Below are 13,814 nucleotides of genomic sequence, written 5' to 3'. Positions count from 1 at the left end.
CGCCCCTGCGCACATTGTGTGTCCCAAACCGGTGTCCCCCGCAAGCGGGCGTGCGGGACGGCCCCACGGTGTGCGGCCGGGATTCCCCCGGGCGCCCGTGCGGACGGGTGGCCCGGCGCGGTCCGGTTTACGTTGGTCGGTGTGAGCCAGCCACCGACGTCCCGTGCCCCGCAGGGGGCCGCGCACGAGCTGCGCGCCTGGGCACAGGCGTTGGCGGCGGTGGTCGCCGGCGTGGTCGCCATGGCCGTGGTCGCCGCCCTCGGGCTGTGGGCGGCGGGCGCCGCCGACCTGCCGGGCGGGGCGTTCGCCGCCGTCGTCGCGGCGGCGATGGTCACGGCAGTCGGCGGCACGGTCGAACTCTCCGGCGACGCGGGCTTCATCGCCCGCACGGGTGGCGGGCTGGCCGTGGTGCCGCTGTCGGTGACGCTGGCCGGGGCCCTGGCCCTCGCGGTCCTCTTCCTGCTGCCGCTGCGGCACCACGCGGTGACGAGCGGGCGCGCGCTGCTGGCCCGCGTGGCCCGTACGGCCGTGCTGTGGCTGCTGGCGCTGCTGCTGATCGCGCTGGCGGCGCGGCACACCTTCCGGATCCAGGTGGGCGAGGAGTTCCTCGACGAGCTGGGCGAGGCGCTGGGCGCGACGCCGACCGTGGGCTTCCGCGCCGCCGTGGGGCCCACGCTCGGATACGGGCTGTTGTGGCTGCTGGTGCTGCTGGCGGTGGCGCTGGCCGCCTCCCGGAAGGCCCCGCTGCCCTCCCGGCTGCTGCGGTTCCAGGACTCCGTGCGTCCGGCCGCCTTCGTGATGGTGGTGGTGCTGCTGGCGTATGTGGTGCTGGGTCTGCTCGCCGGGGTGGTCGCGGCGTTCACCCGGGGGCACGCGGCCCAGACCTTCGCCGTCCTGCTGCTGGGCCTGCCCAACCTCGCCTGGATGGCGTTCGGCATCGGCCTGGGCGGCGCCTGGGAGGGCCGGGTGCCGGGCGACATCGGTCTGCCGGTGCCCAAGCCGCTGGCGGCGGTGCTGCGCGAGACCGACGGCGGGAGCGGCACGGTGGACCTCTCCTCGCTCTCCGAGTACGACGGGCGGGCCTGGCTGCTGGCCCTGCTGGCCGGGCTCGCGCTGCTGGCGGCCGGCTTCGTGCTGGCCGTGCGCTCGCCCGGGGGGACCTCACCCTGGCGGCTCGCGGTGCGGCTGGCCGTGGCGGTGGCGGTCACCCTGCTGGTCGTCGGCCTGCTGACGCGGGTCTCGGCGATCTTCGGCCTGTCGCTGCTGGGCCTGGGCGACCTCGGGGACTTCGGCGGCGAGGTGTCGTTGCACGCACGGCTGTTGCGGCTGGTGGGGTTCGGGTTGCTGTGGGGGCTGTTGGCGGGCTTCATTGGCGGCCTGGCGGGGTCCTGGGTGCGGCGCCGGGGAGAGGGCGCACCGCCCGGCGGGTGAGACCGGACCGGGTGAGACCCGGCTGCGGGAAGACCTGGCTACGGGAAGACCGGCGCCGCCCACTGGGGCGGGTCCGGCGGCGGGCCGGGGGCGGAGGCCTCCGCCACCTGGGTGGGCGGGTGCTCCGGCACCACTTCGGGCGCGACCAGGCGCTCGCGACCGGCCAGCCGCAGGGCCGTGACGAACTCCAGGCAGCTGTCGTAGCGGTCGTCCGGCGCCTTGGCCAGGGCCGTCGCGAGCACCTCGTCGACCCGCACCGGAAGCCCGCGCACGCGCTGGGACAGCAGCGGCGGCGGATCGTACTGGTGCGCCCACAGCAGCGCCATGTCGTCGTCGCGCTGGAAGGGCGGCGCCCCGGTGAGGGTCTCGAACACCACGCACGCCAGGCTGTAGACGTCGCAGCGCCCGTCCACCGGCTTGCCGGAGATCTGCTCCGGCGCCACGTAGTCCAGCGTGCCGACGAACTGGCCGACCCGCGTGTACCCGGTCAGCGACAGCGACTTCTTCGTGAGGCCGAAGTCGGTGAGGTAGACGTGCTCGGGGTGGTCGCTGTCGGTGCCCTCCGCGACCAGGATGTTCCCCGGCTTGACGTCCCGGTGGACCAGGTCGTGCGCGTGGGCGGCGTCCAGGGCCGAGGCGACCTGGCCGGCGATGCGCACGGCGGTGGGCAGCGGCAGCGGGCCCTCGCGGTCCAGCAGGGCGCGCAGGTCCATCCCGGCGACGTAGCGCATGGCGATGTAGAGCACGCCCTCGACCTCCCCGGCCTCGAACACCGGCACGATGTGCGGGTGGTCGATGGCGGCGGCCACCCGTGACTCGTGGGCGAAGCGGTCGCGGAAGGTGTCGTTGCGGGCGAGCTCGGGGGCGAGGAGCTTGAGGGCGACGGTGCGGCCCAGGCGCAGGTCGGTGGCGCGGTAGACGACGGCCATGCCGCCGCGTCCGATCTCGCTCTCCACGCGGTAGCCGGCCAGCTGCCGGCCGATGAGCCCCGACGGGCCGGGGGCCAGCGTGTCGTCCGGCCGGGCCCGGTGGTCGCCCTCGCCCGGCATCAGGCGTCACCGAGCTGGGTGGGCGGCGGGCCCGAGGCGGGGGTGTCCAGGCGCGTGGGTTCGGGCGGGAGGGACGACGGGGTGGGCTCGGGCGGGAGCGACTGGGGCGCGGGCCCGTGCGCGGCGAAGGTCGTCATGGCCGTGCCGTCGCAGTAGCACCAACGGTCGTGCTCGGCGTCGTAGAGCCAGACCGCCTCGCCCTCGACCACGGCCCCGATCCGCAGGCCGTGGGTGGCGTTGCGGAACGTCTCGCCGTCCATGTGTCCTTCCGCGAGCTCCTCCACCGCCTTCCGGTAGCGGCCCAGCGACTCCTCGACGTGGGCCAGCAGTCTGCGTGCGTCGGCCGTGCGCGCGAGCGGCGCGCCCGCCGCGGGCGGGCTCTGCGGCAGGGCCACGAGCAGCCGGGCGTCGACCCACGCCGCCCAGCCGTTCGAGCAGAGCACCTGTCCCCAGTCGCCGCGGCGGGTGAGCAGCTGGACGGGCAGCAGGGGGTCCAGGGGCTCGGTGGGGATGGACGCGTCGGGGGCTGCCCAGGTGGACAGCCCGCCCTGGGGCACGACATGGGTGGGCAGGAAGCCGGGGACACTGGTGGCGTCGGTGGGGAAGGCGGCCGCGTTCATGGGCCGTCACTTCCGCATGACGGCCGGTTCATGGCGGCGCAGCAGGCGCACGACCAGGAGGCCGAGGACGAGGGACAGCACCAACATCATGCTCATGTTCAGCAGCCAGGTGCCGGCGGAGTGCGCGAAGAGCGGGTCGGCCTCGGTGCCCGGCGGCGGGAGCCGGCCGCCCTCCAGCGGGATGCGTGCGATGTCGATCGTCCCGCTCATGGCCGCCAGCGCCCAGCGCGACGGCACCAGCCAGGCCAGCTGTTCGAGGGCCAGCTTGTTGTGGAGCTCGATCATCCCGCCGCAGAAGACGACCTGCACCAGCGTGATGAGCACCAGCAGGGGCATGGTGACCTCTTCCCTGCTGACCAGCGCCGACACCACCAGGCCCAGCATCATGGAGGTGAACGCCAGCACCGCCTCGGCCAGTGTCATCTCGATCAGCGGCGGCATCAGCACGCCGTTGCCGCCGGGCGCGCGGGTGTCCACCCCGCCGAGTGCGACCAGGGACAGGACGACGGCCTGTGCCACGGTGATGGCACCCAGGACCAGGATCTTCGACATCACGTACGCGGATCTGGACAGGCCCACCGCACGCTCGCGCCGGTAGATCACCCGTTCCTTGACCAGCTCGCGCACGGAGTTGGCCGCACCGGTCAGCACGCCGCCCACGCACAGGATGAGCATGACCTGGTTGGCCTTGTCCGAGTCGGTGAACCGGGTGCCCGCGGACAGCCGGGCCATCGCGCCGGTCACGATCGGCAGCGCGATCATGATGGCCAGGAAGGTCCGGTCGGCGCTGAGCGCCCGCACGTACCGGCGCATCAGCGTCCACAGCTGGGAGGTCCAGCTCTGGGCCTTCACCGGTTCGGGGGCCTGTCCCGGGGCGGCCGGCGCGGCCGGCCGCGGCTGCTCGGTGGCCGCCGCGACGTACTGCTGGTGCAGCGGGGAGGTGCCGTACTCCCCTGCCCAGTCCCGGTCCTTGTCGTTCTCGAACGCCTCGAAGGCCTCCGGCCAGGCGTCGAAGCCGAAGAAGCCGAGCGTTTCCCCGGGCGGCCCGTAGAAGGCCGTCCGCCCGCCGGGGGCGAGCACCAGGAGCCGGTCGCAGACGTCCAGGCTCAGGACGCTGTGGGTGACGACGATGACGGTGCGGCCGTCGTCCGCGAGCTCGCGCAGCGTGGTCATCACCGAGCGGTCCATGCCCGGGTCGAGGCCGGAGGTCGGCTCGTCGAGGAAGAGCAGGGACGGCTTGGTCAGCAGTTCCAGCGCGACGCTGACCCGTTTGCGCTGGCCGCCGGAGAGGCTGTGGATGGGCTGGTCGGCGCGCTGCTCGAGGCCGAGTTCGCCGATCACCTCCTCGACCCGCGCGGCGCGTTCGGAGCGGGCCGTGTCGCCGGGGAAGCGCAGTTCGGCGGCGTAGCGCAGGGCGCGGCGCACGGTGAGCTGGGTGTGCAGGATGTCGTCCTGCGGTACGAGCCCGATGCGGGCGCGCAGCTCCGCGTAGTCGCGGTAGAGGTCGCGGCCGTCGTAGAGCACGGTGCCCCGGTCGGCCGGGCGCAGTCCGGTGAGGGCGTTGAGGAGGGTGGACTTGCCGGCACCGCTGGGGCCGACGACGGCCAGCAGCGACTTGGCGCCGACCGGGAACGAGACGTCGTCCAGCAGCGTCTTGCGGCCCTCGTCGACCTGGACCGACAGCTCCTGGACGTCGAGGGACACCTCACCGGTGTCGACGAACTCCTGGAGCTGGCCGCCGACCAGGCTGAACGCCGAGTGGCCGATGCCGATGATGTCGCCGGGCAGGACCGGGCCGCGCCGGACGGACACCCCGTTGAGGTAGGTGCCGTTGTGGCTGCCGAGGTCGACGATCTCGTGGCCGCCGCCGGGCAGGGCCCGCAGTTCCGCGTGCCGCCGCGAGACGACGAGGTCGTCGAGGATCAGGTCGTTGTCGGTGCCGCGTCCGATGCGTACGGTGCGGGTGGGCAGCGGCCGTACGGAGGTGGGGCTGCGGAAGGTCCCGGTGGCCGAGGGGTGCGAGACGGACGAGGGCCGTTCCGCCGGGCGCGGCCGGACGCCGGTGACGACGGCGGCGGGGCCGTCGGAGGGGTTCCCGAAGCGGACGACGCTGCCGGGATGCACGTCCACGGACTGGACGCGGTGGCCCTCGGTGTAGGTGCCGTTGGTGCTGCCGGTGTCCTCGAGGGTCCAGTGGTCCTCGACCGCGCGCAGCACCGCGTGGTGCCACGAGACGCGTGCGTCCTGCAGCACGATGTCGCTCGACGGGTCGCGCCCCACGTGGTAGATCCGGTTCGGACTCATCACCTGTGAGCCGCCATCGGCTTGGACGACGAGTTCGGGGGCGGAGGGCACGACCGACCGCTCTCCCATGTTCCCCATGCTAAGTCCGACGGCTCGTGGCCGCCTTTCGGCGGCCGCGCGGAAGGGAGCACCGGTGACCGGCGGGCACCACGGGCGGCTGCCCGTCTTCGTCTACGGGACGCTGCGCCCCGGGCGGCGCAACCACGACCGCTTCCTGCGCGGCCGGACGGTGGCGGAGGTCCCGGCGACGCTGCGGGGCGCGGTGCTGTACGAGGGGCCCGGCTATCCGTACGCGGTCGCGGCGCCGGCGGGCGAGGTGCGGGGCGAGCTGATCACCGTGGCCCCGGAGGCGTACGACGAGGTGCTGGCCGCCCTCGACGAGCTGGAGGGCCACCGGCCGGGCGACCCGCGCAACCTCTACGAGCGCGTCGTGTGCGAGGTGGCGGTGGAGGGCGGCGGCACGGTGCGCGGCTGGGTGTACGTCGCGGCGGAGCGGTGGGCGCGGCGGCTGCGGGCGGAGGGCCGGACGGTGCCGGGCGGCGACTGGACGGGGTGACCGGCCGGGCGACCACGCGGTCGATTCACCCCCATAGACACCCTTTTGTCGTCTCACATGACAAGCAGTCTGTGAATCGCGGCAACCTCCGCACCCCGTGACGCATCTTCACCGCCGGTATGGACGGGATGTCACCCCATGATCGCCGACAGTTGATCTTTTGTTAACAGCTGGTCAATTGTTCGACTTCTCCCCTAATATCACTTTTCATGGGCATGCCAAAGCGTGCACAGTCATTCACGGACCACAGGTCCCCGTGGTGTCGCTGGTGACGGCACCGCGCGCACGCGAGCGGTCGGGCATGCCCGAACCGCCCTGATGGCAAAGGGCGCTGAATAGTGCGTAATTCCCCCACATCCTCCATATCGGCCTCGCCCCGCAGACGTCTGGTGGCCGTCGCCGTCGCGGTGGTCGCCGCCGCGACCATGGCCGGCACGGCCATCGCCACTCCCTCGGGCTCCTCGGACCCGGCCGCGGCCTCCGCGCGGTCCGCGGCCGGCGCCGCCAAGCAGGCGGAGATCGTCAAGGCGGCCCGCTCCGCCGCGGCCGCCCACGCCAAGGACACCGGCCTCGGCGCGGACGACACCCTGAAGGTCAAGGACACCCTCGTCGACCCGGAGGGCAAGCGGCACGTCCGCTTCGAGCGGGTCCACCAGGGCGTCACCGTGATCGGCGCCGACATGGTCGTCCACCTCGACGCCAAGCAGCAGTACCTGGGCGTGACCCGGGCCAACGGCCGCAAGGTCGCCCTGCCGAGCGTCACCCCGAAGCTCAGCGCCCACGAGGCGGCGGCCAAGGCCGCCAAGTCGGCCGGCGGCACGGCCGGCAAGGCCGAGCTGGTCGTGGACGCCCGCGGCGGCTCCTCCGTCCTGGCGTACCAGGTGACCGTCAAGGGCGGCGACGCCGAGACCGGCGTCGCCAAGGCCGTCGTCGTCGACGCCGCCTCGGGCAAGGTCATCAGCAGCACCCCGCTCAGCGACGGCTTCATCTCGCCGCGGCTGAAGTCCACGCTGCGCGCCAAGGGCCAGCAGGCCGCCCCGCGCGTCGCCGCCAAGCCCACCACGCCCGGCGTGGCCAAGCCGGCCGCCGGCGCCTTCCCGGCGCCCGCCAACGGCACCGGCGCCTCGATCTTCGCCGGCGACGTGCCGCTGCTCACCACGCAGACCGCGAAGAGCTCCTTCACCCTCAAGGACCCCAGCCGCGGCGACGGCGAGACCCGCGACGCGGGCCGCAAGGAGCTGGAGTCCTTCGGCGCCGGCAAGTCCTTCACCGACGCCGACAACAAGTGGGGCAACGGCACCGCCCGCGACTCCGCGAGCGCGGCGGTGGACGCCCAGTACGGCATCACCAGCACGTTCGACTACTACAAGAAGACGTTCGGCCGCAACGGCATCAAGAACGACGGCGTCGGCCCGCACGCACTCGTGCACTTCGGCGACAAGGTCGGCAACGCCTTCTGGTCCCCCGACTGCGCCTGCATGCTCTACGGCGACGGCGATGGCGAAACGTTCAAGCAGCCGCTGGTGGCCCTGGACGTCACCGGCCACGAGCTCAGCCACGGCGTCATCGAGGCCACGGCCGACTTCCAGCCCACGCGCGTCGACGCGAACGGAAACCAGTTCGGCGAGGCCGGCTCCCTCAACGAGTCCCTCGCCGACATCTTCGGCGTCGGCGTCGAGTTCAAGACCGGCAACGCCGCCAACAAGCCGAACTACCTGCTCGGCGAGAAGCTCGGCCTGGAGCAGAAGTTCCTGCGCCGCATGGACAAGCCGTCCCTCGACGTCCTCGAGGGCACGGTCGACTACTGGGACGAGGCCTCCTACGACCGCGAGGTCCACGCCGGCTCCGGCGTCTCCTCGCACGCCTTCTACCTGCTGGCCGAGGGCAGCGGCGCGAAGACGATCGGCGGCGTCTCCTACGACTCCCCCACCTCCGACGGCTCGACGGTCACCGGCATCGGCCGGGAGAAGGCCGAGCAGATCTTCTACCGCGCCCTGACCCGGTACATGGTCTCCACGACCGACTTCCACGAGGCCCGCGTCGCCACGCTGCAGGCCGCCGCGGACATGTACGGCCAGGACAGCACGGAGTACAAGACGGTGAACGCGGCGTGGGCCGCGGTGAACGTCACCGAGAAGAACACGCCGAAGCCCAAGGCCGCGGCCAAGCGCTGACGCACACGAAAAAGGGCCCCCGGGCCGCGGCCGTCGCCGCGGCCCGGGGGGCCTTTCCCGTTGGCTCGCCGGTCGCGCTACCGCGCGGCCTTGGGCGCGCGGACGGTGAACGGCAGCTCCTGGGAGAAGAAGGACATGTCCTCGTTGGCGACCGTCACGCCCGCGTCGGCGGTGGTGACGTCGCGGGGGGCGGAGCCGGCGACGGCCACCTTCAGCCGGTAGGACGCCGCGGCGCCGGGGGCGAGGGGGCCCTTGACGGCGGGCAGCAGCCGGGCGCTCATGCCCGGGTCGCAGCCGCCCGCGAGCAGCGGGACGCGGACCCAGCCCTGGCCGGGCCGGTACTGCCGCAGCACCAGGTCCTTGGGCGTCAGGGCGTGGCTCGTGCCCGCCCCGTAGGCGAAGTAGGAGGCGGCGAGCGCCGGGTAGGCGCGGTTGGTGGTGTTCTTCACCGTGACCGTGACCTCGCGCGCGCTGCCGCCGCGCTCCAGCACCGTGCCGGGCTTCCAGCCGCCGACCGTGACCTCGGGGCGGGTGGCGGTGGTCGTACGGGCGGGGGCGCGGTAGGTGTGGCCGCGGCCGTCCTCGACGGAGGCGGTGACGGTCAGGGTGCCGGGACGGTCGAGGTCCTGCAGCCGCAGCGCCACGGTGTGCGGGTGGGCGGCGCTCGCGTCCTTGGCGGTGACGGGGAAGGTGAAGACGCCGTGGGTGGGGCTGCTGCCGCCGCCCGGCGAGGTGTCGAGGTCCACCCAGCGCTTGCCGCGCGGGTCGAAGCGCTGCACCGAGAGGGAGTCGGTGCTGAAGCCCTTGCTGGCGACGTCGAGGCGGACCTTGCCCTTGGCGACGGGGGTGCGCAGGGTGACGCTCGAGGGCGACCACAGGCCGATGGGCAGCTGGGAGGTCACGCTGTAGGAGACCTTCTGCGCGGCGGTGCCGGTGGCGGCCGGCGCCGGCGCCTCGGCGGAGTCCCGCGCGGCCGTCCGGGCGGCCGTGGCGCTGCCCGCCGCCGGGGAGGCGTCGCAGCCCGTCTCCGCCCGCGCGCCGGCGGCGGGGGCCGCGTGGCCCGTCCCCGTCGCTCCCATGACCAGCGCCAGCCCGGCCGCCAGCGCCGCCGCGGTCCTCCCGGCGGCCTTACGAGCCACCGACGACCGCTGCTGTCCGACATTTCGCGTCATTTACCGCCCCTGCATGTGGGATGTTCCGTACGTCCGTACGCCTCTGGCCTCAGAGAGCGCCTTCCATAGCTGATGGTTCCCCACCGGGAACGGAAATCCCACGAATTTCGTCCGCGCCCGCGGACGGTGACAAACCGTTAGGGGTGCCACGGGCGGGGGCGCGCCCGTGGCACCCTCGTCGGACCGCTTCAGCCCGCCGCGGCCGCGCGCCCGCCGCGCAGGTAGACGGCCCGGGTGACGACGAGGCACAGGACGTAGTAGGCGAGGAAGGCGGCGTAGGCGGTCTCGCCCGTGCCGCTGTGCCCGAACGCCTCGCGGAAGGCGGTGTTGATCAGTACCCCGCCGAGGGCGCCGACCGCGCCGGCGATGCCCATCAGGGCGTTGGCCCGCTGGTGGGAGCGCTGTTCGGCGGCCTGGGGGTCCATGCCGGCGGCCGTCCAGCGGCGGGCGGCGGCGCGGTAGATGCCGGGGATCATCTTGTACGTCGAGCCGTTGCCGAGGCCGCTGAGGAGGAACAGCAGCACGAATCCCGTCAGGAACAGCGGCAGCGAGTCCAGGTGCGATGCCAGCAGCACCAGGGCCGCGCCCGCCGCCATGGCGATGAAGGTCCAGAACGTGACGCGGGCGCCGCCCCAGCGGTCGGCCAGCGTCCCGCCCACGGGCCGCACGAGCGAGCCCAGCAGCGGCCCGAGGAACGTCAGGGCGGCCGCCCGCACCGGCGTCGGGAAGTCCCCGGGGAACTGCACGAGCAGCACCTGCCCGAAGGCGAATCCGAAGCCGATGAACGAGCCGAACGTGCCGATGTAGAGCAGGGACATCGTCCAGGCGTGCGGGTCGCGGCTCACCTCGCGCAGCGGCCGGCCGCCGGAGCGGACGCGGGGCAGGTCGTCCATGCGCAGGGCCGCACCGAGCGCCGCCAGCACGATCAGGGGGATGTAGACCAGCGGTACGAGCCGGGGGTGGGCGGCGCCGGCGGTGGCCAGGACCAGCAGGCCGAGGAGTTGCACGGCCGGCACGCCGAGGTTGCCGCCGCCCGCGTTGACCCCCAGGGCGCGGCCCTTGAGGCGCTGGGGGTAGAAGGCGTTGATGTTGGCCATCGAGGAGGCGAAGTTCCCGCCGCCCACTCCCGCGACGGCCGCCACGGCGAGCAGCGTGGAGTAGGACACCCCGGGCTCGAGGACGTAGGCGGTCAGGCCGGTGGGGATCAGCAGGGCGAGCGCGCTGACGACGGTCCAGGTGCGGCCGCCGAAGACCGTCACCGCGACGGTGTAGGGCAGCCGCAGCGCGGCGCCGACCAGGGTCGGCACCGCGGTGAGCGTGAACTTGCCGGCCGCGTCGATGCCGTACTCCGGCCCGAGGAAGAGCACCAGGACGGACCAGAGGCTCCACACGGAGAAGCCGATGTGCTCGCACAGCACGGAGTACACGAGGTTGCGGCGGGCGGTACGGGCGCCGGTGGCCTGCCAGAAGGCGGGGTCCTCAGGGCGCCAGTCGCCGAGGTGGCGGGGCCGCGCCGCCGTGGCCGGCGGCGGGGTCCCGAGGGCGGGGAGAGCGGGGTTCGTGGTCACTCTCCGAGGCTAGGAACGGGCGGTTTCCGGACGGTGTGCGCCGCCGTTCGGCGGTGCTACATCTCCCGCACACGCGCTCGCGGCCGGTGTGAGGCGGACGCGCCACACGGGCAGCGCGGCCGGCTCCCCTCCGGGCGCGGCCGGCTCGTCCAGGCAGGCTCCCGTCCTGAGGTCGAAGGCCTGCTTGTACATCGGCGAGACGACCACCGGTGCGGTGCCCCGGCTGCCGAGGATGCCCCGGGAGATCACATGGGCCCCGCTGAACGGGTCGCGGTTGCCGACCGCGTACACCGCTCCCCCGCGGTCGCGGAACAGCGCGATCTGGTGGCCGTCGACGAGCACGGCCGCGCCGCGTCCGGGCAGCAGGTCGTGGTAGGCGCACACGGCCCTCCAGTCGCCGCCCGTGCCCGGCGCGATCTCGACCAGGGGTCCGGTCATCGGGCCGCCACCGCCTCGTGCTCGCGGGCCGGGCGGATCTGGCCGCGCTCGGGCAGGAAGCGCACCGTGGGGTCGGGGGTGCCGGGCGCGTTGGCGAAGGAGACGAAGCGGCGCAGCCGTTCGGGGTCCTCCAGGGTGGCCCGCCATTCGTCCTCGTAGGTCTCGGTGTGCCGGGCCATCAGCGCGTCGAGCTCGTCGCAGATGCCGAGGGCGTCGTCGACGACGACGGCCCGCAGGTGCTCCAGGCCGCCCTCCATGCGCTCGATCCAGGGGGCGGTGCGCTCCAGGCGGTCGGCGGTGCGCACGTAGAACATCAGGAAGCGGTCGATGGTGCGGAGGAGGGTGGCGTGGTCGGCGTCGGTGAGGAGGAGGTCGGCGTGGCGGGGGGTCATGCCGCCGTTGCCGCCGACGTAGAGGTTCCATCCGGCGGAGGTGGCGATGACGCCGAAGTCCTTGCTCCGCGCCTCGGCGCATTCGCGGGCGCAGCCGCTGACGGCGGCCTTGACCTTGTGCGGGGAGCGCAGGCCCCGGTAGCGCAGTTCGAGTTCGATGGCGAGCGCGACGGAGTCCTGGACGCCGTAGCGGCACCAGGTCTGCCCTACGCAGGACTTCACCGTGCGCAGGGCCTTGCCGTAGGCGTGGCCGGACTCGAAGCCGGCGTCGACGAGGCGGCGCCAGATCAGGGGCAGCTGGTCGACGGTCGCGCCGAACAGGTCGATGCGCTGACCGCCGGTGATCTTGGTGTAGAGGCCGAAGTCGCGGGCGATCTCGCCGATGGTGATGAGGCCCTCGGGGGTGATCTCGCCGCCCGGGACGCGCGGGACGACGGAGTAGGAGCCGTTGCGCTGGAGGTTGGCGAGGAAGTGGTCGTTGGTGTCCTGCAGGGCGGCCTGTTCGCCGTCCAGGATGTGCACGGAGTTGCCGAGCCGGGGGTTGAGGGTGGCGAGGATGGAGCCGACGACCGGCTTGCAGACGTCGCAGCCCTCGCCGCCGCTGCCGTGTTCGTCGATCAGGCGGGAGAAGGTGGTGACGTTCTTGACCCGTACGATCTCGAAGAGCTCGGCCCTGGTGTGGGCGAAGTGCTCGCACAGCCCCTTGGTCACCGGGGCGCCGCCGGCGGCGAGTTCGTCGTCGACGAGGGTGGTGAGCATCCTGACGCAGGAGCCGCATCCGGTGCCGGCCCTGGTGCATCGTTTCACCGCGGCCACGTCCGCGCAGCCGCCCTCGCTCACGGCGGCGCGGACGGCGCCCTTGGTGACGTTGTGGCAGGAGCAGACGACCGCCTCGTCGGGCAGGGTCACGGGGCCCGCGGCGCCGCCCTCCGGGGTGGGCAGCACGAGCTGCTCGGGGGGCGTGGCGGGCGGGGTGCCGGCCGCGGCAAGGGGGCGCAGCAGGTCGTAGGCGGCCGCGTCGCCGACGAGGACCCCGCCGAGCAGCCGGCCGTCGGGGGCGACGACCAGCTTCTTGTACACGCCCGCGCGGGTGTTGGAGTAGAGCACCTCCAGTGCGCCGTCGCCGGTGCCGTGGGCGTCGCCGAAGCTGGCGACGTCGACGCCGAGGAGCTTGAGTTTGGTGGCGGCCTCGTATCCGGTGAAGGCGCCGTCGCCGCCGGTGATGTCCTCCGCGGCCGCCTCGGCCATGGCGTAGGCGGGGGCGACGAGCCCGTGGACGCGGCCGTCGGCGGCCTGCGCGCACTCCCCGACGGCCCAGATGTGCGGGTCGGCGGTGCGGCAGCGGGTGTCGACGACGATGCCGCCGCGCTCCCCCACGGGCAGCCCGCAGGAGCGGGCGAGTTCGTCGCGGGGGCGCACTCCGGCGGAGAAGACCACCATGCCGGTGGCGAGCGTCCGGCCGTCGGAGAGCGTCAGGGAGTCGACGGTGCCGTCGGCTCCGGCGCCGACGGCCTGTCCGCCGACACCGGTGTGCACGACGACGCCCAGCTCCTCGATCCTGCGGCGCAGCGCGGCGCCCCCGCCCTCGTCGACCTGGACCGCCATCAGGCGGGGGGCGAATTCGACGACGTGGGTGTGCAGTCCCATCTCCCGCAGGGCGCCCGCCGCCTCCAGGCCGAGCAGGCCGCCGCCGACGACGGTCCCGACGCCGGTGTGCGCGGCGCGGTCCCGGATGGCCTCGAGGTCCTCGATCGTGCGGTAGACGAAGCAGCCGGGGGTGTCGTGGCCGGGCACGGGCGGCACGAAGGGCCGGGATCCGGTGGCCAGGACGAGCGCGTCGTACGCGACGGTGTGCCCCGAGCGGGTGGTGACGGTCCGCGCGGCGCGGTCGACGGCGGTGACGGGGTCGTCCAGGCGCAGGTCGATGTCGTGTTCGGCGGCGAAGCCCGCGGGCCACAGCGAGAGGTCCTCGGCGGTGGTGCCGGAGAACCAGGAGGTGAGGTGGACCCGGTCGTAGGCGGGGCGGGGTTCCTCGGCGAGGACGGTGATCCGCCACGCGCCGGGGGCGCGGTCGGTGACCGCCTCGAGCAGGCGCTGGCCGGCCATGCCG

The 13,814-nt window shown here is 73.7% G+C and carries 10 protein-coding genes; 3 read left to right on the top strand and 7 right to left on the bottom strand.

Annotation, left to right across the window (positions count from 1 at the left end; translation table 11 throughout):
- Nucleotides 1-141 precede the first annotated feature (141 nt).
- Nucleotides 142-1,431, top strand: coding sequence for a streptophobe family protein (locus IE295_RS07060; RefSeq protein ID WP_190062641.1), 1,290 nt, complete (start codon nt 142-144; stop codon nt 1,429-1,431).
- A gap of 38 nt (nt 1,432-1,469) precedes the next feature.
- On the opposite strand, the gene IE295_RS07055 is transcribed toward IE295_RS07060, so the two are convergent.
- From IE295_RS07055 to IE295_RS07045, 3 genes are read right to left on the bottom strand one after another with little or no spacing between them, the layout of a single operon-like run.
- Nucleotides 1,470-2,480, bottom strand: a complete 1,011-nt coding sequence (locus IE295_RS07055; protein WP_190062640.1) for a serine/threonine-protein kinase — start codon at nt 2,478-2,480, stop codon at nt 1,470-1,472.
- Nucleotides 2,480-3,100, bottom strand: coding sequence for an SH3 domain-containing protein (locus tag IE295_RS07050; RefSeq protein WP_190062639.1), 621 nt, complete (start codon nt 3,098-3,100; stop codon nt 2,480-2,482). Before IE295_RS07050 ends, IE295_RS07055 begins: the two co-directional genes overlap by 1 nt.
- 6 nt (nt 3,101-3,106) lie before the next feature.
- Nucleotides 3,107-5,473: an FHA domain-containing protein gene (locus IE295_RS07045; protein ID WP_190062638.1), complete on the bottom strand. Its 2,367-nt coding sequence runs from the start codon at nt 5,471-5,473 to the stop codon at nt 3,107-3,109.
- 64 nt (nt 5,474-5,537) lie between these two features.
- Here IE295_RS07045 and IE295_RS07040 point away from each other — a divergent pair, with 64 nt between their 5' ends.
- Nucleotides 5,538-5,960, top strand: coding sequence for a gamma-glutamylcyclotransferase family protein (locus tag IE295_RS07040; RefSeq protein WP_224323151.1), 423 nt, complete (start codon nt 5,538-5,540; stop codon nt 5,958-5,960).
- A gap of 425 nt (nt 5,961-6,385) precedes the next feature.
- Nucleotides 6,386-8,134, top strand: a complete 1,749-nt coding sequence (locus tag IE295_RS07035) for a M4 family metallopeptidase (RefSeq protein WP_190062953.1) — start codon at nt 6,386-6,388, stop codon at nt 8,132-8,134.
- A gap of 77 nt (nt 8,135-8,211) precedes the next feature.
- Here the strand turns inward: IE295_RS07035 and IE295_RS07030 are convergent, their stop codons facing one another.
- The 4 genes from IE295_RS07030 to nirB all read right to left on the bottom strand — a co-directional run bounded on the left by IE295_RS07030 (nt 8,212) and on the right by nirB (nt 13,810).
- Nucleotides 8,212-9,306, bottom strand: a complete 1,095-nt coding sequence (locus IE295_RS07030) for a COG1361 family protein (protein ID WP_190062636.1) — start codon at nt 9,304-9,306, stop codon at nt 8,212-8,214.
- 188 nt (nt 9,307-9,494) lie between these two features.
- Complete coding sequence (locus tag IE295_RS07025) at nt 9,495-10,874, bottom strand: nitrate/nitrite transporter (RefSeq protein ID WP_190062635.1); 1,380 nt, start codon at nt 10,872-10,874, stop codon at nt 9,495-9,497.
- Nucleotides 10,875-10,883: 9 nt separating this feature from the next.
- Entirely contained in the window at nt 10,884-11,312 is a 429-nt protein-coding gene (nirD, locus tag IE295_RS07020) for a nitrite reductase small subunit NirD (protein ID WP_190062634.1), read from the bottom strand.
- Nucleotides 11,309-13,810, bottom strand: coding sequence for a nitrite reductase large subunit NirB (nirB, locus tag IE295_RS07015; RefSeq protein WP_190062952.1), 2,502 nt, complete (start codon nt 13,808-13,810; stop codon nt 11,309-11,311). The genes nirD and nirB overlap by 4 nt, the downstream gene beginning before the upstream one ends.
- Nucleotides 13,811-13,814: the final 4 nt, after the last annotated feature.

The sequence above is a fragment of the Streptomyces griseocarneus genome, from assembly GCF_014655595.1.
GTDB classification, from domain to species: Bacteria; Actinomycetota; Actinomycetes; order Streptomycetales; family Streptomycetaceae; genus Streptomyces; species Streptomyces griseocarneus.
Note: the sequence above shows the minus strand (reverse complement) of the source record. Positions and strands in the feature narration are given on the sequence as shown.